9 protein-coding genes are annotated in these 20,365 nt (G+C 51.3%); 5 read left to right on the plus strand and 4 right to left on the minus strand.

All coding sequences use genetic code 11. The features are described from left to right. Positions 1-11: 11 nt before the first annotated feature. Positions 12-2,540, minus strand: coding sequence for a type VI secretion system Vgr family protein (locus tag EJO50_RS10720; RefSeq protein ID WP_308418399.1), 2,529 nt, complete (start codon positions 2,538-2,540; stop codon positions 12-14). Positions 2,541-3,180: 640 nt separating this feature from the next. Here EJO50_RS10720 and tal point away from each other — a divergent pair. Beyond that, positions 3,181-4,260, plus strand: coding sequence for a transaldolase (gene tal, locus EJO50_RS10725; protein WP_125974052.1), 1,080 nt, complete (start codon positions 3,181-3,183; stop codon positions 4,258-4,260). Between the two features lie 410 nt (positions 4,261-4,670). On the opposite strand, the gene EJO50_RS10730 is transcribed toward tal, so the two are convergent. Then, positions 4,671-5,003, minus strand: a complete 333-nt coding sequence (locus tag EJO50_RS10730; protein ID WP_125974054.1) for a hypothetical protein — start codon at positions 5,001-5,003, stop codon at positions 4,671-4,673. A gap of 287 nt (positions 5,004-5,290) precedes the next feature. On the opposite strand from EJO50_RS10730, the gene EJO50_RS10735 reads away from it, so the two are divergent. From EJO50_RS10735 to EJO50_RS10750, 4 genes are all read left to right on the plus strand, one after another. Continuing rightward, complete coding sequence (locus EJO50_RS10735) at positions 5,291-11,083, plus strand: alpha-2-macroglobulin family protein (protein WP_206434376.1); 5,793 nt, start codon at positions 5,291-5,293, stop codon at positions 11,081-11,083. A gap of 81 nt (positions 11,084-11,164) precedes the next feature. Next, complete coding sequence (locus EJO50_RS10740) at positions 11,165-11,755, plus strand: IMPACT family protein (protein WP_125974056.1); 591 nt, start codon at positions 11,165-11,167, stop codon at positions 11,753-11,755. A gap of 224 nt (positions 11,756-11,979) precedes the next feature. Beyond that, positions 11,980-14,250, plus strand: coding sequence for a penicillin-binding protein 1C (gene pbpC / locus EJO50_RS10745; RefSeq protein WP_206434377.1), 2,271 nt, complete (start codon positions 11,980-11,982; stop codon positions 14,248-14,250). Positions 14,251-14,572: 322 nt separating this feature from the next. Continuing rightward, on the plus strand, positions 14,573-15,757 hold the full coding sequence (locus EJO50_RS10750) for a CBS domain-containing anti-phage protein (protein WP_125974058.1): 1,185 nt from the start codon (positions 14,573-14,575) through the stop codon (positions 15,755-15,757). Positions 15,758-15,948: 191 nt separating this feature from the next. Here the strand turns inward: EJO50_RS10750 and EJO50_RS10755 are convergent. Both EJO50_RS10755 and EJO50_RS10760 read right to left on the minus strand, forming a co-directional pair. Beyond that, a protein-coding gene (locus tag EJO50_RS10755; RefSeq protein ID WP_373280513.1) for an IS3 family transposase occupies positions 15,949-17,510 on the minus strand; the annotation gives its coding sequence in 2 pieces (ribosomal slippage) (positions 15,949-17,039 and positions 17,039-17,510; 1,563 coding nt in all). A gap of 163 nt (positions 17,511-17,673) precedes the next feature. Beyond that, positions 17,674-20,283, minus strand: a complete 2,610-nt coding sequence (locus EJO50_RS10760; protein ID WP_125974060.1) for an EAL domain-containing protein — start codon at positions 20,281-20,283, stop codon at positions 17,674-17,676. Positions 20,284-20,365 lie beyond the last annotated feature (82 nt).

Genomic DNA, 20,365 nt, shown 5'->3' on the forward strand with positions numbered 1-20,365 from the left:
GCCAGTATTAATTATTCAGAAAATGGGAATGAATTGGGCGGAGTGAATTTACTTTTAGGCATATTTGGCAGTGCTGGTTTTAAGCTAGCAGGCCCGCTCAACTCATGACTACCACCCTTAATACTCACTTCCCCTGGACAATGAATCTCTATATTGCCACCTTTCAGGCGGATATAGCCACCGCCCGCTGTAAAGAGCACTTCATCACCAGCAGTAATTTCTACTTTTTCTTTGCATGCCGTGATTTTTACGTTTTTATCGGCGGTGATTTCAATATCGTCACTTTGTGCTTGTAGCTGGATTTTGCCTTTGGCTGCGATCAGTTTTAGTGCGACTTTATCTTTTACTCCCGCTACAAACAGGCTGATGTGCTGGCCGACATTATGTATCCAGCGGCGGCCAGAGGTTTGGTTGGTGTCTCTTTGGGCAACTAGATCAAGGTTTGTGCCTGCGGCGATCGTTTGGCTTTGTGGGCTGGTAATAGCTACGCCGTCCTCGCCATGTAGCAAGATGATTTTTTGCTGGCCAGCTTGGCCTTTCGATTTACTCTTGCCGTCTTTATCGGTGTTGCTACCTGCTTCAAAGCTTTTACTTGCATAGACGTGATGATACAGATGGCCAATAGTGGCTTTACTGCCTGCGCTGTTGTCAGGCTTGATGGTTTTATCGTCGTCGCCAGTTTCGATTGTATCGGCAAGTTGATTCGTTGCCGTTTCACCTAGACTTTGGGCTAACGCTAAAGCTGACTCAAGTTGGCTTTGAGCGGGGCTGCGCTCTAGCTGCTTGCCGCTTGCACCGCCTTTGGCTTCCGTACTGATCAGCAAGCCGCTGGCGCGAATAGCACCTTGTTTGTCGCTGCGCAGCTCAAAGCCTTCGCCGCGTGGCTCACCTTTACCGTCGGTACGCGGGTGGATCAGATAGCCGAGGTTCAGCTGGGTTTTACCATGCTCGCTGGATAGCTTGGTTCGGACTTCGCCCTTGCTATCATCAAACAGCAGCTCGCCGTATTGCCCACCTTCATGTTCTTTGGTCTTGATACCGGATAACGTTTTATTGGCAGGCAAAGCGCCTGCGCCGCTGAATGTGGGTACAGGATGGCTACCGTTATGGACCACGCCAGTGACAATCGGGCGGTCGATATCGCCTTCGATAAAGTCGACCAAAACTTCCTGACCGATGCGCGGGATGAACTGATACCCAAAACCTGCACCGGCACTTGGCATGGAGACGCGCACCCAGCAGGATGACTTGTCATCCATGTTTGCGCCAAACTCAGGGTGCTCAGCCGTACGCTGCCAGTGGAATTCTATTTTTATGCGCCCTTGCTCATCGGTGTGGACTTCTGATCCGGCAGGGCCCACCACGGTGGCGGTTTGCACGCCAAAGCTTTTGGGCTTGCTGTGTTCGATATGGGCAAAAGCGGGCACGGTCGGCTGGCCGCGCCTTTGGGCGGTGAAATTAGCTTGATAAGGGGGATTATTCGCGGCTAAAGCCGCTCCTGCGAGTAAGCCGGGCGCGACTAAGCCAAGTTGCTGGGTTAAATCAGCGGGCAAATTATTATTGGCGGTGAATTTTAGCTCGGTAACGGCAAATTCACGTTGCTCGGCGCTATCCCATTCGTGGGCGGGATGATCTTCCAGGCGGAACCACTGCCCGGCCTGCAAGCTGCGTAAAGTACCAGAGCCGGTAAAGGATTTCTTTTGCGCGTCCATTGCCTGCTGACGCAATTGTGCGTAGTGGCTTAAGCCTTCCGCGTCGCTGGCGTAATAGAGCGATTGGGGGTCGTAATCTTCGAAGCTTACCTGCAGCTGCTGGCCGCCATCACCCTGATCGATGCTACTTTCATCAAAACTTTCGTTGGTGCTGGTAGCTTTGTAATCAAAGCTGGCCAAAGACACGCTGCTGCTGCCGATTTGCCGCTGGCTCTGCCATTCAGTCAGAGTATCGCTCTCTTCCGTGGCGTCAGCTCTGTGAAATCTAACAAATGGATCTGCCGCTTCCGCAATTGCAAAAGCATCATCAAACACAAGCAACTGAACCTGAGGACTATCGCCCGGCAAATGATTAAATAACCAGGCTAAGCCTTCCTCTGCTAATAATCGTGTCAGAAAATCGAAATCGGATTCGCGGTATTGTAAGCAATAGGATCGCGGTGAATGCGTGCCGGAGAGTTTGAAATCCAGCATTTGCACCGAGGCAAACACCGGATTTTTGCCCTGATGCTCAGCCAGTACCTGTTTCACAATGTCGGGGACGGATAAATCCTGGAACACGCGGGAAGTGCGGCGGTAGCGGAGTAAGGCAAACGGCGGCTCTACCGTCAGCGCGTACTTTGCAAAGCCGCCATCGGAGCCTAGTAATTGCGCCTGGCTAATGACCCCGCAACGCTCAATCGCCTCGCCATTCGCATTTTCAATAGATAGAACGACTGGCAAACCCAGTAGTGATTTAAGCTCTAAAGCACTATCGGGGGATAAGCAATCGATCTGATAGCTGTATGCCTTATTGATCCCCTCGCTGCCTGTTACGCGCTGGGGCAATAACTGCTCACCCCATACTGCATCATCAACCTAATTGCAGAGAGATAAGGCGCTGATCCTGATTAAATGCAGAGGCAAAAGAGGCAAGCAGATCAACGTTCATAGCAAACCAAAAGCTTACAGTAGATTTTCTATATTACATGAAACTTTATGATTGCCGATATTGCTTTCAAAGATTGGACGGTGTAATTATGAACATAGTTAGACTTTGCAAGGTATACCACTTACCATTCCATTGAAATAGCAAGGCAGCCTGAAATTTGCCAATACACCTTATTTGGTAAACTTGAACCAAGCGTGAGATAAGCCAGAGATGTCCCCCCAAGGCGCTCGGCTATCCGAAAACCACAAAAATACTAAACTCTGTTTCACGGCTTTGCGAGGCCTGAATATCAAACCCGGTAGCCTGCCGTTTATCACGGCCTGTGGCGCAGGGATTAAGCCTTCCCTTAAAACCAACATGCCAAAAACATTGCAAAAGCGGCCCCTAGGCAATTTATAATTGCTCCCCTGTCAATACCCCTTCCATGCAAAAAAATATTCACTATTATTGAGCGATCACACATGCGTAAGGTGAAGGGATAGGGGATAATTTACCCCGAGTATCAACCTTTCCTATCTCTAACTGAGGCGTTCATCCATGAGCAAAATCGCTGCTATTAAACCCCTAGGTCAAAGTATCTGGCTGGATAATTTATCGCGTGGTCTGATTCAATCTGGCGAGCTTGCCAAGATTCTGAAAGAAGACAGCATTATGGGGGTAACATCCAACCCGGCGATTTTCTTTAAATCAATCAGCTCTGATCCGCTTTATACCGGCGACTTGGCAGAATTAAAAAAACAAGATTTAACTGCCGAGCAGCGCTACGAAGCACTGGTCATCCCTGATTTGAAAGCCGCCTGCGATGTAACCCGTGCGATCTACGACGAAACCAACGGTAAAGATGGCTATGTATCGCTGGAAGTATCCCCGACGCTATCGCACGACGCCATTGGCACCATTGCCAACGCAAAACGCCTCTGGGCTGCGATTGACCGCCCTAATCTGATGATTAAAGTACCTGCTACCTCCGCAGGGATCATCGCCATTGAAGAGCTGATCGCCTCCGGCCTGAATATCAATGTCACGCTGATGTTTAACCTCAAACACGTTGACGAAGTGCTGACCGCCTATATCCGCGGCCTTGAAGCCCGCACGGCCGCCGGCTTGCCGGTTGATCGCGTTCATGCCGTTGCATCGGTCTTCCTCTCCCGTGTAGACAGCCTGATTGATCCGCAGCTGGAAGAAATTGGCACACCCGAAGCGCTGGCACTGCGTGGTAAAATCGCCAAATCATTTGTAAAAATTTCCTACCAGCATTACAAAAAGCTCTTCCACGGCACACGCTTTGCAGCACTGAAAGCACTGGGTGCAAACCCGCAACGTATGCTTTGGGCCTCTACCGGCACAAAAAACAAGGCCTATAGCGATGTGATGTACGTGGCAGATCTGATCGGCCCTGAAACCGTCAACACTGTGCCCGATGCAACACTGGACTTATTCCGCGATCACGGCGTAGCTGCACTGACTTTGGAAACAGAAACAGAACAAGCTATTGCCAATATGGCCGCACTGCGTAAGCTGGATATTAACTACAACCTGCAAGGCGAGCAGCTACAAGTCGAGGGCCTGAAGCAATTTGACGAAGCCTTTGTAAAACTGCTGGCACTGACCGCTTAAATCGCTATGCTTTAAAGCCGCGAGAGCGCACACTGTGCGCTCTTTTTTTGCCTGGTAATTAACAGTAGGCTATAAAATTTTATCGAGCCCAGAAAATAAATATATAACAGCGATGCCAAACTTAATCCAAACCATATAAAAGCAAAGATAAAACATGTTCATAGCGCATATCCCTTCAGGCTACATCTACGCGGTATCTGCTCTGAAAAAGATTAAAAACACAACAATTCCAACACACCTTATTATTTTTTCTGCCGCACCAGGCTCAATTCTTCCTGATTTTGATCTTATATATTTTTATTTAATTGACCATCGCCAGACGATTAAGCGTAAAAAATAATTAATTTATCTGCTATCAATCCAATATCTATTTCAACAAAGAAACTTTGGGCTGATAACAAATCCATCCCCTACACGCTCTTCACTTTACGAATCAGCAGATAAATCAAATACACCATCAATGCAGGTACGGCGGATGAAACTAATGCAGGCAACAGACAGACCAATACGGCAAACAGGCCAATTGCCAGAATAAACACAGCCAATCCGGAAAAAACAAAAAATAAAATTGCGCCGATAATCAACAATAATGGAACCGCAATCAATATATCAGCACCACTGCTACTCCATTCCCAGCTATCCCCGTCACTGCTGAAATAAAAAATCATATTTTGATTAAAATAATCAATCCCCAGATAAATGATAAATAATAACAGCAGTAATATAATCAGTATGTTTTTCATCCCCAACCTTTATCACGCTGTACAGGAAAAAGCCTAGTATGCCGCCATAGCTAATGGATTAAAACGGCAGAAAGGCAGATTACCGTTTGGCAGGAACAGACGGCTTCATTAGCAAAGTGAAATGTAATCTGCAGTTTTAGGGGGCACTTAATACATACGGGCCTTCCAAAAAAATCACTTACTTTTTACCAAGCACCACTACCAATTAACTCTTACAATGCCAGAGAGAGAAATACACAACTCTTACATTAAATACGCACCCTGAAAAATCCTGACCGAGCACCATAATGAATAAAGCCATGCAGATTTGCTTGCCCGCCTTCCTATTGTTGTCTCGCGGGGTTTCCTGGGTTTTAACGTTACTGTTTGGCAAGCTGAACTGGCAGGCACCAGTTTGGTTTAAGAAGCTGGCACTATGGCTGAAGGCAGGCATCTGCTGGATGCGGGCCAAGCCGAAGCAAGCAGGGATTGCGACGCTGGCTTTTGCCTTGATGGCAACGGGTGGAACAATGGGCTGGCGCTGGTATCAGGCTCAGCCCAAACCACAGCGGGTAGGCTATGTGGTCACGGCCCCAGAGCTCACGCCTTATGATGAAAAAGACCGGCCGCAACCCTTGCCGCTGGTGGTGGAATTCAGCGAATCTGCCGCTCCCCTCAAACAAATTGATAAACCCGCTGGCGATGGCGTGCAGCTATCCCCTGCTCTGGCCGGAAACTGGGCCTGGGAAGGCGATAGAAAACTGGTTTTCTACCCCAAGGCCGACTGGCCAATTGATGCCGAATTTGAAGTCTCGCTCGCGAAGAAAAATCTCTTTGCCGAGAGCGTAAAGCTGGAGGAATACAGCTTTGCTTTCAAGACCGCACCCTTTGCCGCCGACATGGCCGAATCGCGCTTTTACCAAGACCCACGGGATGCCAACCTTAAAAAGCTGGTTGCTACCTTACACTTTAGCCATCCGGTAGACCCTGCCGGCATTCAGAAAAACATTAGTCTGAAGCTTGGCAGCGGAGTGAGCTTTCAAAGCGATAAAGTCCCTCCCTATTCAATCAGCTTTGATAAAACCAGGCTCAATGCCTTTATCCATTCCGCCCCGCTGACTGTTCCCAAAGAAGACAGCGATATTCTGCTGACCTTGGCAAAAGGTACCAAAGCCGCACAGGGCGGCAATAAACTGGAAGCAGATTTAGACAGCAAAATCAGCGTACCCGGCCTCTACAGCCTGCGCTTTGATAATGTGCAGATGCTGCTGGCTGATAATGAGCGCTACGAGCCGGAGCAGGTGGTAATGCTTAGCAGCAATGTGCCGGTTTCCGAAGCCGCGCTCAAAGGAAAAGTACGCGCCTGGCTGCTGCCGGAATACCCACCGAATACGCCTAAGGAAGATCAGCGCGGCGTGTATCAATGGGGTACCAGCCAGGTTGGGCAGGCAGTACTCACCAATGCCCTAGCGCTAAAATCGCTGCCGGGGGAGGAAGAATACGGCACGCAACATAGCTGGAAGTTCTCCGCCCCCGTTGGGCGCTCGGTGTTTTTACAAGTGGATGCCGGTGTGCAGGCCTTTGGTGGCTATCAGTCTGGCAAGGTGATGACACAGGTGTTTCAGGTGGCTCCTTACCCCAAGGCGGTCAAACTGCTATCCAATGGCGCGCTGCTTTCTGTGGCATCGGATAAAAAAGTAGCTTTTGTGGCGCGCGGCCTCAGCGGCGTTCGCATCGAAGTAGGCCGCTTGCTGCCAAATCAGCTGCATCATTTAGTCGACCAAAATAATGGCAACTTTGCCAAACCAGAAATCGCCGATCAGTATTTAGACACCCTAGTCGAGCGCTTTACCGAAGAGCGCACCCTACCCGCAACCGATCCCGGCAAGCCTTATTACGACAGCATTGATCTGACCCGCTATCTGGCCGATAAAACGGGCAACCGTCGTGGCGTGTTTATGCTGAAACTCACGCCTTTTGATCCTAAAGCGCCTAAAAACCGTGAAGACGAGCCCAGCGACAGCCGCTTTATTCTGGTTTCTGATTTAGGTGTGCTGGCTAAAACATCGGTGGACAATAGCAACGATGTGTTTGTGCAATCGATCTCCAGCGGCGAAGCCGTTGCTGCGGCCACAGTAGAGGTGATCGGCCGCAACGGGCAAACCGTGGCCAGCAGCCAGACCGATGCGCTGGGCCGCGCTCATTTTCCTGCACTTAAAGATTTAACGCGCGAAAAAGCGCCGCTGATGTATTTGGTGAAACAAGGTGAGGACGTATCATTCCTGCCCATCAACCGCTACGACAGACAGCTGAATCTGTCGCGCTTTGATATTGGCGGCGTAGCCAATGCCGTTTCAGCACAACAGCTCAGCAGCTTTGTGTTTTCAGACCGAGGCATGTACCGCCCCGGCGAAACCGCCCATATCCACAGCATTACCCGCACCGCCAACTGGGCAGGCTCTTTGGCAGGCCTGCCGCTGGAAATAGAAATCACCGATCCGCGCGGGCAGACGGTTAAAAAAGACAAAATCAAGCTATCTGCCAGCGGCTTTGACAGCGTTGATTTTGCCAGCAGCGAAACCTCGCCCAGCGGCGATTACCAAATTGGCGTTTATCTGCTCAAAGGCAAGGAACGTGGCGATCAGATCGGCAGTGGCAGCATCAAGATCAAAGAGTTCGAACCCGACCGCATGAAGGTCAACGCCACGCTGAGCAATGCGCCGGTGGAAGGCTGGATTAAACCCGAAGACATCAAGGCCAATGTAAAAGTGATGCACCTATTTGGCAGCCCGGCTGGTGGGCGGCGTGTAGAAGGCGAAATGATTTTAACGCCCAGCGTGCCAGCCTTTGCGGCCTTTGCCCAATATCGCTTCAGCGAAGCGGGCCAGTTGAAAGAACCATTCAGAGACGCGCTGCCATCGGCCACCAGCAACGATCAGGGGGACGCCGAGCTGACGCTGAATCTGGCGCGCTTTGCCCGCTCTACCTATCAGCTGCATTTAACTGCCCGTGCTTTTGAATCCGGCTCTGGCCGCAGTGTGGCGGCAGAAAGCGCCGTGCTGGTTTCATCCGCCCCCTATTTAGTCGGGGTAAAAAGCGATGGCGAGCTGGGATATATCCAGCGCAATGCCAAACGTGCCGCGCACTGGCTGGCAATTGCGCCCAATTTAAAACCGATCGCCACAGAGCAGCTCACCCTCGGCTGGGTAGAGCGAAAATATGTTTCAGTGCTGGTGAAGCAACCCGATGAAACTTACAAATATCAATCGCGCAAAAAAGAAATAAACCGCGATAGCAAGCCGCTCAGCCTGCCCGCCAGCGGCAGCAATCTGACACTGCCTACCGCCGAACCGGGTGATTTTGCGCTGGTAGTCAGGGGGCCGGATGGCGCAGAGCTAAACCGTATCGAATACACCGTGGTAGGCGCGGCCAATATTGCCCGCTCCTTAGAGCGCAATACCGAGCTGCAGCTCACCTTAAATAAAAAAGACTACAAACCCGGCGACGAGATAGAGATCAATATCCGCGCGCCTTACACCGGCGCTGGGTTGATCACCATAGAGCGCGATAAAGTCTATAGCCATGTTTGGTTTAAAGCAGACACAACCAGCTCGGTGCAAAAAATCACCCTACCTAAAGACTTTGAAGGCAATGGTTATATCTCGGTGCAATTTATCCGCAGCCCAAGCAGCGATGAAGTCTATATGAGCCCACTTTCCTACGGCGTAGTGCCTTTTGCGGTGAATTTAGACGCCAGACGCTTAGATGTAAAAATCGCCAACGCCAAAGAGGTAAAACCGGGGCAAAAACTGGAGCTTAAAGTATCCAGCAATCAAGAAGCCCGCGTGGTGGTGTTTGCGGTGGACGAAGGCATCTTGCAAGTGGCGCGATATAAAACGCCACAACCACTGGATTTTTTCTTCCAGAAACGCGCCTTAGATGTACGCACCAGCCAGATTCTGGACTTAATCCTGCCGGAATTCTCGCGCCTGATGCAGGGTGCTGCGCCAGGCGGGGACGCTGCAGGGCTGCTTGGCAAACACCTTAATCCCTTTAAACGCAAACGCCAACCGGCTGTGGCGTGGTGGTCGGGGCTGATCGATATGGGGCCTCAGGGCAAAACGCTGAGCTATACCGTGCCGGATACCTTTAACGGCAAATTGCGGCTGATGGCCGTAGCGGTAACGGCGGATAAAATCGGCGTCTTTGAAGGCGGCACGCAGGTGCGTGGCGATTTAATCCTTAGCCCGAACGTGCCTTATGCACTGGCCCCCGGCGATGAATTTACCGTTAGCGTGGGCGTGTTTAATAATCTGCGCGCACCGGGCAAGGCCGCAGTGCAACTGAAGCTGGACGCCGATGCCGCCTTTACGCTGATCTCGCCAGCGCTACAAAACCTGAGCATAGACGGGCAGCGCGAGGCCAATGCAGAGTACCGCCTGAAAGCCAACGCAGTACTCGGCTCTGGCTCGCTGCGCTTTACGGCCAGCAGCGGTGGTAAGCAAGGCATAGCCCGAGACGCCGTCAGCATCCGCCCGGCCGTGCCTTATTCCACCAAGCTAACCGTCGGGCGATTTGATAAGAGTAGCGAAGAAGTCGCGTTGAGCCGTGTGCTGTTTAACGAGCATCGCAAAGTGATTGCTGGCGTGGCGGGTTCACCCTTGGTTTGGGCTCAGGGTTTGGCCAGCTTCCTGGATGGCTATGGCTATAGCTGCACCGAGCAGGTCATTAGCAAGGGCTTCCCCGCCCTGCTGCTCCCAAACTTGGACAAAGCCAAAACGCAGGCAGCGTTTAGCAAGCTGATCCAGATTCTTGCCGAGCGGCAAAATGACGATGGCAGCTTTGGCCTCTGGGCCAGCAATCCTGATATCTCGCGCTTTGCTTCGGTGTACGCCGTGCATTATCTGCTGGAAGCCTCAGAGCGCGGCCTGCCGGTCAGCCGCGATATGCTGGCCAGAAGCAATGCCTGGCTGGAGCAACTGGCCACCGGCAGCAGCCAGAATCTGGCCGAGGCCAGAGAGCGTGCCTACGCGATTTACCTTTTAAGCCGCCAGGGCACCATGACCAGCGGCATGATCGCCTCCTTGCAACAGGAGCTGGATGCGCATCATGCCAAGACCTGGCAGAAGGATCTGACCGCCGCCTACTTAGCCGCCAGCTACAAGCTGCTCAAACAAGATGCCCTGGCGAATAAACTATTTAAAGCCGTGCCGTGGCGCTTGATCGGCAAGAATAATCAGGCCGAAACCTATTACGACCCTACCGTGCACGACGCCCAGCGCCTCTATTTGCTGGCCCGCCACTTTAAAGAGCAGCTGGGCAGCGTGTCGAATAGCGAGCTGAGCGAATTAGGCAAGGCCATCAGCAGCCAGAACTACCATTCCTTATCGGCTGCCTATTTGATGCTGGGTCTGGAAGCCTATAGCAGCAATGCAGGTACATTTACGCTGGCCGAGGTGGATAAGAATGGCAAGGTGACTGGTTTAGATATAAAACGGTTAGAAAACAGCGCAGCGCTATCTGCTAGCGCCAACCGTGTTCGCTTTGGCAAAGAAGGCGCTCTGCCCGGCTTTTATCTGCTCAGCGAATCGGGCTTTGATAAAACCCCGCCAAGTGCAGCCATTAAACAAGGCGTGGAAGTAATCCGTGAATACACGGATCTGGCCGGTAAAGTGATCGGCAAGGTGAAAATAGGCGAAGAGTTTTTAGTCCGCCTGCGTTTGCGCTCCGATCAGCCAGCATCACAAATGGCGATTGTCGAGCTGCTTCCCGGCGGCGTAGAAATCGTGCCATCGCCTAAGGAAGAAGCGCCAGAAGTGATCGAGGGCGAAGGCGAGGGAGACGGCGAAACGGTGCAACGCCCGGCATGGCAAGCGCCGCTGGGTGAAAAGCAATCCAACTGGCGGCCAGATTACCTCGATATGCGCGACGACAGAATCGTGCTCTACGGCGGCATCAGCAAAAACGCCGCCAGCTTCATCTACCGCCTGCGCGCCACCCACGCCGGCGTATTCACCAGCCCGGCACCTTACGCAGAAGGCATGTACAGCAAGCAGCAAGGCCGTGGCGTGGCCGGGAAGCTGGAGATTGTGAAGCCTTGATATGGGTGAATCGGGAGCAGAGAGTGGGGAGTTTGATCTCCTACTCTCTACTCCCCACTCCCCTGCTGTTAAAATGCCCCCATGACTACATCCCTTGCCACTGCTGTTTCCGCAGAAATCATCATTAAAAAAAGCCGCTTTATTGCGCATATCCACCCCGTAAGCGGACGCGCTGAGGCATTGGCGCTGGTCGATGGATACTGGAAGCAACACCCCGAGGCGCGGCATGTTTGCTGGGCTTTGCTGGCAGGAGGGGAATCGGGGATGAATGACGATGGCGAGCCATCGGGCACGGCAGCCAAGCCGATGATGAATGTCTTGCAGCACAAACATTTAGAAGGCGTATTAGGCGTGGTGGTGCGCTATTTTGGCGGCATCAAGCTGGGCGCGGGCGGGCTCACCCGTGCTTACACCGACGCCATCGCCACCGCACTGCTTGATGCCGAATACATCGTCAGCGTGCCCCAGAATAATATTGAAATCGCCCTGCCCTTTGCCGACGAAGGCCGCATCCGCCGCTTTGTAGCCCAAAACGAAGGACTCGTTTTAGGCGTGCACTACAGCAATATCGAAGCCTATTTACAACTGCAACTCGCCCAGGACAAAACCACAGCGCAGCTAGAAGAAATCAATAATCTATGCGCCGGGCAGGTTCGAGTTACGAGCTCCTAATTTACAAGTTAAATGCAAAAAGTTCTGTAGACACAAAGGGTGCCGAGAACACAGAGCACACGGAAAAAAACCAAATTTTAAACCATGCATTCAGCCCTTCGAATGGCGGCCCCGCGGTGGCTACCGCTCCTAAATCAACGTGCCAAAGGCACTAAAAAGGCCTTTTTGGCTTTGCATCATAAGATCTACAAACCTTAGGTTTTTAAAGCAGGAATCCCCGCTTGTTGAAACATCGCCTCTTCAAACGCTTCATCCTTGCCCTGCTGATCCTCAGCCCGCTGGTGTTGATACGCCTGTGGCCGCATGAATCGCTGGCTGTTGCGGGGTCGACGGCGGTGCTGGCGCAAGATGGCAAGTTGCTACGGCTCACCCTTGCCCCCGATCAGCGCTACCGCCTGTGGTTGCCGCTGGAAGATTTTTCCCCCACGCTAATAGACGCGCTTAAATTGCAGGAAGACCGCTGGTTTTACTACCATCCCGGCATTAACCCCATCTCGCTGCTTCGCGCCATCACGGCCACTTATGGCGGCGGGGCCAGGCAAGGTGCTTCTACGCTGACCATGCAATTGGCGCGGCTTAAATATCGGCTCAATACCAAAAGCCCCAGCGGCAAGCTCAGGCAAATTGGCCAGGCGCTATGGCTGGAAGCGCGTTATAGCAAGCACGATATTTTAGAAGCCTATTTAAACCTCGCCCCCTACGGCAGAAATATTGAAGGCGCGGCAGCGGCCAGCCTTAGCTACTTTGGCAAGCCCGCCAAAGCACTTACCCTGCCGGAAAGCCTTACGCTGGCGGTGATTCCGCAGCAGCCTAATCAGCGTTTGGGCAGCGGCGCATCGCTTACCGATGCCCGCCAGCGGCTGTGGCAGCGCTGGCAACAACGCTACACCGTTAGCCCACAGCAAATCCGCCTGATGACCCTGCCGCTGCCGGTAAGGCGCCTTGAGCAGCTGCCGTTTCGTGCGCCGCACTGGGTTGAGCAAAGGCTGGCCGATAAGCCAGAGCAAAGCACGCTGAACACCACGCTTGATTTGCAACTACAAACCCTGCTGGAAAAACAAATCCGCCAGTACCTGGCGCAAAGCAGCACGCGCGGCATTGTGAACGCCAGCGCCATGCTGGTCGATACACGCGATCAATCGGTACGCGCTTTGGTCGGCTCGGCGGATTATTTCAACGCCAGCATTGCTGGGCAAGTGAATGGCACCGAAGCCAAACGCTCCCCGGGCTCCACCTTAAAGCCGTTCATTTACGCGCTGGGGCTGGATCAGGGCGTGATACACCCGCAGAGTATTTTGCGCGACACGCCCAGTGCCTTTGGCCCCTATCAGCCGGAAAACTTCGACGGGCGCTTTGTTGGCCCGCTTAGCGCCACCGAAGCGCTGATCAAAAGCCGCAATATCCCCGCCGTGTGGCTGGCCAGCCAGCTTAAAAACCCCAGCTTTTACGATTTTTTACGACTGGCAGGGATAGCCAGGCTGAAATCGGAGAATCACTACGGGCTGGCGCTGGTGCTGGGCGGCGGAGAAGTCAGCATGGTCGAGCTGGCAGGGCTTTACACCATGCTGATGAATGATGGCCGCTTAAAGCCGCTGCGCTACCTGAAAGACAGTCCTAAGCCCCGCGGCGAAGTCTTGCTAAGCCCCGAAGCCAGCTGGCTGGCGCTGGATATGCTGAGCAAAAATCCTCGGCCCGATGGCGGCAGCAATGCCTGGCCGGTGGCATTTAAAACCGGCACCTCTTGGGGCTTTCGCGATGCCTGGACAGCAGGCGTGGTTGGCCCCTATGTGCTGGTGGTCTGGCTAGGCAATTTTGATGGACAAGGCAATCCGGCCCTCATCGGCCTGGAAGCCGCAGCGCCGCTGTTTTTTCGCATCAGCGATGCACTGGCCCTTGCAAAACCCGCCGATAAACCACTGCCCCGCAGCACGCCTATGGGGCTGAAACGCATCAATATCTGCACCGCCAGTGGCGATTTACCCAATGCTTATTGCCCGCAGCAAAGCAGCACCTGGTTTATCCCCGGCAAATCCCCGATCCGCGTCAGCACCCTGCATCAGCCGGTACACATTGATACCCGCAGCGGCCTCGCCGTCTGCCCGCCTTACGATCCTGCCTATACAAAAACAGAAGTGTTTGAATTCTGGAGCAGCGATATGGCAAGGCTATTTAAAGAAGCAGGTGTCCCCCGCCGCACGCCGCCGCATATCGATTGCAGCGGCATGGCCAGCCTTGGCGAAGCGCCCAAAATCAGCTCGCCCTTGAGCGGCCTAAGCTACACCCTGCGTCTATCCAAACCCGAAGAAACCATTGCCCTGCAAGCCGCAGCCAGCAGCGAGCAGCTTTACTGGTTTGATAATCAGATATATCTGGGCAACGCCAAAACCAACGGCATCGCATGGCGGCCACAGGCGGGCGGCTGGCACCAGCTTAGCGTGGTGGACGATCAGGGCAGAAGTGACAGCAGGCAGGTGATGGTGGAGTTGTTGCCTTAGGCCATGGTTTTGCGCCCAAACAAGCATTTGCTTAAGTCCATTTCATAGCAAAAACTTAGGGTGTAATAAGTCTGAAGCCGTAGGCATTGCGCCGTGTTTGCCAAACCCAGATTGGGTGAAGGTCACGGTCGCTAAATTGCTAAATGAGAACGCCGAATTACATCTTGTGAAATCGAGCAAGATGGTGCAATGCGTCTGGAAAAACATCAGACTTATTGCACCCTACAAAATCATGCATCTTACGGTCTTGGGATTGATTAATTTTCTAGACAGCTAGCTTACAAAAGGGCACACTTCAATATGCTTTTTTTGGTGTTAAAAAATGACTTCTAATTGCAGCACTGATATAAAAATTGAAAACGATTCTATTCAAGTTGAATCTCAAAATGCACCAGATATAAATGAAAATATCACTGGAAGCGTTAGGGAAAATAAACTTAAATTTGAGCTTGAACGTCTTGTGGAATCTGAAGGCGATTCCTTTACAGTAAAGGTGAAAAATCTAGTTGATTGGGCAGGATACCAAAGAAGGCGTGGTGGAGCTGAGATTGAAATTGATAGAATTCTTAATGAGTTGAATTTAATTTCTAAACCTGATTTTAGAAATAGTCATATTAGTGCGGATGTTGAGATCGGTAAGATAAGTCTAGTTGTAGATCCTGCAGCAACTAAAACACAAGGCGTTTTAACAACAATTCCAAGTGAAACATTCAATAGTCTAGAAAATGATGCTCGCCAAAGTAAAGTAACTGTTAATAGAAATGATCATATATTAACAGTTGGTCGATTAGAGGCCGCAAATATAAAACCTATATCTGTCAAGCCTGATAATGAGCTGTTAGAAGCTACGACATTAATGTTGAAGTACAACTTCAGTCAATTGCCTGTTATGCAATCTGACCGAGAGGTCAAAGGGGTTGTCAGCTGGCGCTCGATTGTTTCTGCACAATTAAAAGGCACTCAATTTCCGAAACATGTGAGTGAATGCATGGAAAAACATACTGAAGTTGGGTATGAGGATTCATTATTTGATGTATTTGGAAAATTTCTTGTTAGTGATTATGTTTTAGTAAAGAAATCAGACAAAACAATCTCAGGGATAGTAACTCCGTTTGATTTAAGCGAACAATTTAAAGAATTAAGTGAGGCATTTATAAAAATAGGCCAAATAGAAGCCATATTGAGATTAATTATTGAAACATACTACTCAATTGAAAAAATAAAAAGTGCTAAAGACCCTGCAGATGAATTAAGAGAGATTAAAAGTGTTGATGATTTAACATTTGGCGAATATAAAAGGTTATTGGAAAATCAAAACGATTGGAGCTCTCATTTTCATGTTCAGATTAGTAGGAAAGTTTTTATTGATACACTTGAAGAGATTAGATTAATTAGGAATGAGGTGATGCATTTTGATCCAGACGGGGTAGATGAAAAGCAGCATACTCAATTATCCACTGCCCTTGATTTTTTTAATGAAGTAAAAAAATTGCTTCCCGTTCGGTAGATACTCTATTCACAGACCCGCCTTTTTAAGCTAAAACTTCTGTACGTAAAAACAGGGTCGGACCACAGCAAATTCAGCATTGTAGCTTGGGCTAGTTTCACCAGCCCAACACATCACGTTCAATTAAATTGTTGGACTGATAAAATTTCAGCCCACGGCAATTGTCAAAGTAGTTGAGATGTTTTTACGATTTAAGCTGCCTGTAATTCCTCGCTTGTTTTAGGCTCAATGGCCCGGTCCGGGTTCAGTTGCACTTCGTTTTGCCAGCTCCAGTTCCGGGTCGTGTTGCGCCACCGTTCCGGCCGCGCCAAGCGGGCGGTTTGGTAAACCGCATGGCGCTTTTCTAACAGCGCTTTGTCCTGCCCTTGATGCCGTTGCGACGGGGTGACGAATTGAATGCCGCTGTGCCGGTGCGTATGGCTGTACCAATCCACAAAGCGCCTTACCCATTGCCTTGCTTCATCCAGACTGGCAAAGCCTTTATGCGGCCAGGCGGGCCAGTATTTCAGCGTGCGAAACAATGATTCCGCATAGGGGTTGTCATTGCTGACGCGGGGACGGCTAAATGAAGAGGCGATCCCCGGCATCTCCAGCTTGGCTTTCAGGGTATAGCTTTTCATCGGCGCACCATTATCTGAATGCAATACCAGTGGATTCATACTGCAACGCTGGGCCAGCACGCTGCGTTGCAATAATTCGGCCGCTAATTCCCCTGTTTCTTCCGCATGCACTTCCCAGCCCACCGGATAGCGGCTGAACAGATCTTCAATCATATACAGCTTGTAATACTCGCCTTTTATCGGTCCCGGTAACCAGGTGATATCCCACATCCAGACTTGATTCGGGCCGGTGGCGGTGAAGCTGGTTGGTTTGGCTTTGCGTACCGCCTTGGCGGCACGGCCGCGGTGCTGAAGCTGATTGGCTTGCCGCAGTACGCGGTACATCGTTGATTCAGAAGCCAAATAGCGGCCTTCATCGCTCAGAATGGGGACGATCTGGCTGGGCGGAACGCTATTAAAACGCGGGCTGTTGCACACCGATAAAATCGCCTGACGCTCTGTTTCACTCAGCTTGTTCGATGGATTGTTCCGTTTGGCCAAGGGCCGCTGATCCGCGGTTACCTTACCAGCCGCTTGCCAGCGATACCAGCTATGCACCGAAATACCGATGGTTTCGCAAGCGCGATATAAGCTCGCACCGGCATGACACACCTGTCTGATCCACGCGGTAAGCCGTTCCCGTTGATCCAGTGATGTCAGTCTTCCTCTGGTTCGCCCCAAAGGGCGCGCACCTTTTTTTGCAGAATCAGCAATGCGGCCGCCTCCGCCAGTGCCTTATCTTTACGCAAAATTTCCCGCTCCAGCTGCTTGTTTTGCTTACGCAGCGTTTTGTTTTCCTGCGCCTGCTCCGGCGTGCTGACTTCAGCCTGGCCCTGGGCCTGAATGGAGAGATCGCGCCATTGTTTCACTTGCTCCGGGAATAAACCCTTGGCACGACAATATTCACTCAGCTCGATTTCTGACATGGCAATGGTTTCAACGACCACGGCAAAGCGGGTTTGAGCAGACCAGTTTTCACTGCTGCGATGGTGTTCTGGCACGGGGCGACCTTCCTGGCGAAGTTGATTTCGCCAATTGTACAGCGTGGCTTCGGAGAGGTTTTCTTGCAATGCCAACTGCCGGATGCTGACCGGGTAAGGAGCAAGCATTTTGCTTAAAATGGCATCTTTACGAGCCTTGGGAATACGCGACATGATCAGTAACCAGCCCCCTGGATAAGTTGGAATCCCTGAAAAGGGAGTATCTCAACTATCCTGACACAGGGGGGCCCAGGCGACTATGCTAATAAAAAGCCGTCTCTTAAGTCAAAGAGACGGCTTTTTTTGCAAAGGGATCTTCAATTTAAAACCGCAATAGCTAAACCTTCGCCTGTAGCCCCAATCTCATCCACAGCTCGGCCACGCCGCTGGGCACGGGCTCGCTAAAGTAAAAGCCCTGCATGCGTTGCACGCCCAGGCCTTGCAAAAAGCGGGCGGTTTCTAGGTTTTCTACGCCTTCCACAATAATCTCTAAGCCCAGCCCCAGGCCAAGTTGTACGATGGCCTGCATAATGCGGCGGCCGTCTTCGGTATGCAGGCGCAGGGCAAAGGAGACGTCTACTTTGAGGATTTGTGCGGGCATTTCATGCAGCTGGGAGAGCGATGAATAACCAGTGCCAAAATCATCAATGGCAATTTCAAAGCCGGAAGCATTAAGCTGGCGTAAATGACGCAGCTGGCGTGAGTAATCGGTTAACGCAACCGATTCGGTAATTTCCAGCACCACATCTTCAGCCCTTAAGTGGTGCTGCATCAGTTTTTCATTGAGCTGCGCCACAAACTGCGGCTGAAACAGCTGGCTGCGCGAGATATTAATCATCAGCTTCTGTTTCAGGCCCGCATCACGCCATTCACGCAGCTTTGCAAAACTGTGCCCGATCACAAGCTCGGACAACTCTTGAATCAGGCCGACTTTTTCTGCCATCGGGATAAATAATTCAGGGCTAATCCAGCCGCTTTGCTCGTCCTGCCAGCGTGCCAAAGCCTCTATCATTAATACTTCACCACTTCGGGAATCTACCACCGGCTGGTAAAACACTTGCAAACGCTGATTGCGGATTGCCGTTGAAAGGCGGGATTGAATGGCAACATGCTCACGGCCCAGCGCTTTTAAGTGCACAATATCGCTATAAAAACAGACATTATTACGCCCGGTATGCTTGGCGTGATACATGGTGTGATCGGCCGCAGACAGCAGCTCTTCGCCCGATTCTGCGTTATCCGGAAACACCGCAAAGCCCAGCGAAATAGTCGGCTGGGTCTCCATGCCATTAATGGTGACTCCCTTTCTGGCTGCATTTTTCAGGCGCCCGGACAGCTCCCGCATCACATTTAAATCAGTTAAATCTGGAATTAAAACAACAAACTCATCCCCGCCCCAGCGGGCGATGACATCATTTTCACGTAAAACACTTTCCAGTTGCCGCGCCACATTTACCAGCAATTCATCACCAACCTGATGACCGAATGCGTCATTAATCTGCTTAAAGTGATCCAGATCGATAAAACCAAGCGCAACTTTAGTGTTTTGAATACGGGCTCTGTCGATCGCGCTATGAATCTCACTATCGAGCATCAGGCGGTTAGGCAACTTGGTCAGCGTGTCGTAAAGCGCCAGCTGGGTAATATGCTGCTCATTTAAATGGCTAACGGTCACATCGCGCAGCACACCGCGAATCGCGGATAACAAACCATCGGGGGTGCGATGAGCAATCAGGCGGGCCTCTACCCACAGATAATCACCACTGGCCCGAACCAATCTAAAACGCTGGCACACCGGCTCGGTGGTTTTCAGTATTTTTGACAAGGCCTCCACCATCACAAAACCATCACTAGGGTGCACCCATGTGAATAATGGCTGACCCAGGTCTTTTGCCATTTCACGCAAATCCAGGCCACGCAGTTTTGCCCAGGCTGGCGTAGTGCGTGCCAGCTCACCGGTTGATGCCAGATCAATCACGGCTTCTTCAAGCAGATTAAGCGTATCGAGCATCGTTTTGCGCTGTGCGTCTTCCAGCGTCAGCGCGGTGACATCGTGTATCAGTGCCACAGCATGATTTTGCCCGCTCGGTGCTTGTACAGGCTGCAGCCGCACCAGTAAATAGACCGGGCCATTAACCGTTTGTACCGTGCAGTTAAATTGAGCGCTTTCTTCATTTTGCAAAATACGCGGCAAATAGTGCACCAGCTCGAAAGCCAGCTCGTAAGGCAGCACACTGATAATTGGCCGCCCCTGCAATAGCTCCGCAGAAGGTAAATCAGGATGACCGGACCAGACACTGACAATTACGCTTTGCTGATTGCACTCAAACACCATATCTTGCAAAACGCCAACCAGGGCGCGTAAACGCTGCTGATTACACAACAGCTCTTGCTCTACCCGTTTTTTAACCATTGCTTGCGCTACATGGTTACTGAGCATAGCCAGAAGCCGTAACTCACTGTGATTACGCTGAATTTCCGTATCATTTAAAAAACACAGAAAACCAAATGGCTCACCTTTTTCAAGCATGGGAATACACAAAAGCTGACGCACACCAATTTGTGTCATCAGCATTTGTTCGGCAATGGGCAATTCTAAAAGGGATTTACTCAGCATCATGCCAACAGCCAGCGTATTTGCCAGCAGCGGATAGCCATCATAGTCGAGAGAGCGGCAAGGGTCTGGGGTGAAATCGGCAAGGCGGGTACCGGAGTCCCGCCAGGCAAAGGTCAGGTGCGCCACCTGATTATCGGGCGTATTTAAGTAGAGGCAGGCAGCACTACTTTTTGAGGCTTTAGCCAGAATCTGCAAAGCATCCAGCACATTTTCCTTGCCAGTATCAAGCAAAGCCGCAACCGTGCTGTCAAAAGCTTCAAAATAAGTTTGCAACAGCCCAAGTTCGCTCCGAAGTTCGAAGTCAGGGTCAGATAGCTCATTGCACTGCACGGCAAACCTCTTTTGAAGAGTTCCCAAAGACTGACAGGGACACTCTGAAACCAAGCATTGCGAATTATTTCCGCCCCACAAA

Origin of the sequence: Iodobacter ciconiae, assembly GCF_003952345.1 — a bacterium.
Lineage (GTDB): Bacteria > Pseudomonadota > Gammaproteobacteria > Burkholderiales > Chitinibacteraceae > Iodobacter > Iodobacter ciconiae.

Excerpts from the sequence above, each read along its gene's own strand:
- tal (WP_125974052.1), top strand. The coding sequence starts at position 3,181 with ATGAGCAAAATCGCTGCTATTAAACCCCTAGGTCAAAGTATCTGGCTG.
- EJO50_RS10730 (WP_125974054.1), bottom strand. The coding sequence starts at position 5,003 with ATGAAAAACATACTGATTATATTACTGCTGTTATTATTTATCATTTAT.
- EJO50_RS10740 (WP_125974056.1), top strand. The coding sequence starts at position 11,165 with ATGACTACATCCCTTGCCACTGCTGTTTCCGCAGAAATCATCATTAAA.
- EJO50_RS10750 (WP_125974058.1), top strand. The coding sequence starts at position 14,573 with ATGACTTCTAATTGCAGCACTGATATAAAAATTGAAAACGATTCTATT.
- EJO50_RS10735 (WP_206434376.1), top strand. The coding sequence starts at position 5,291 with ATGAATAAAGCCATGCAGATTTGCTTGCCCGCCTTCCTATTGTTGTCT.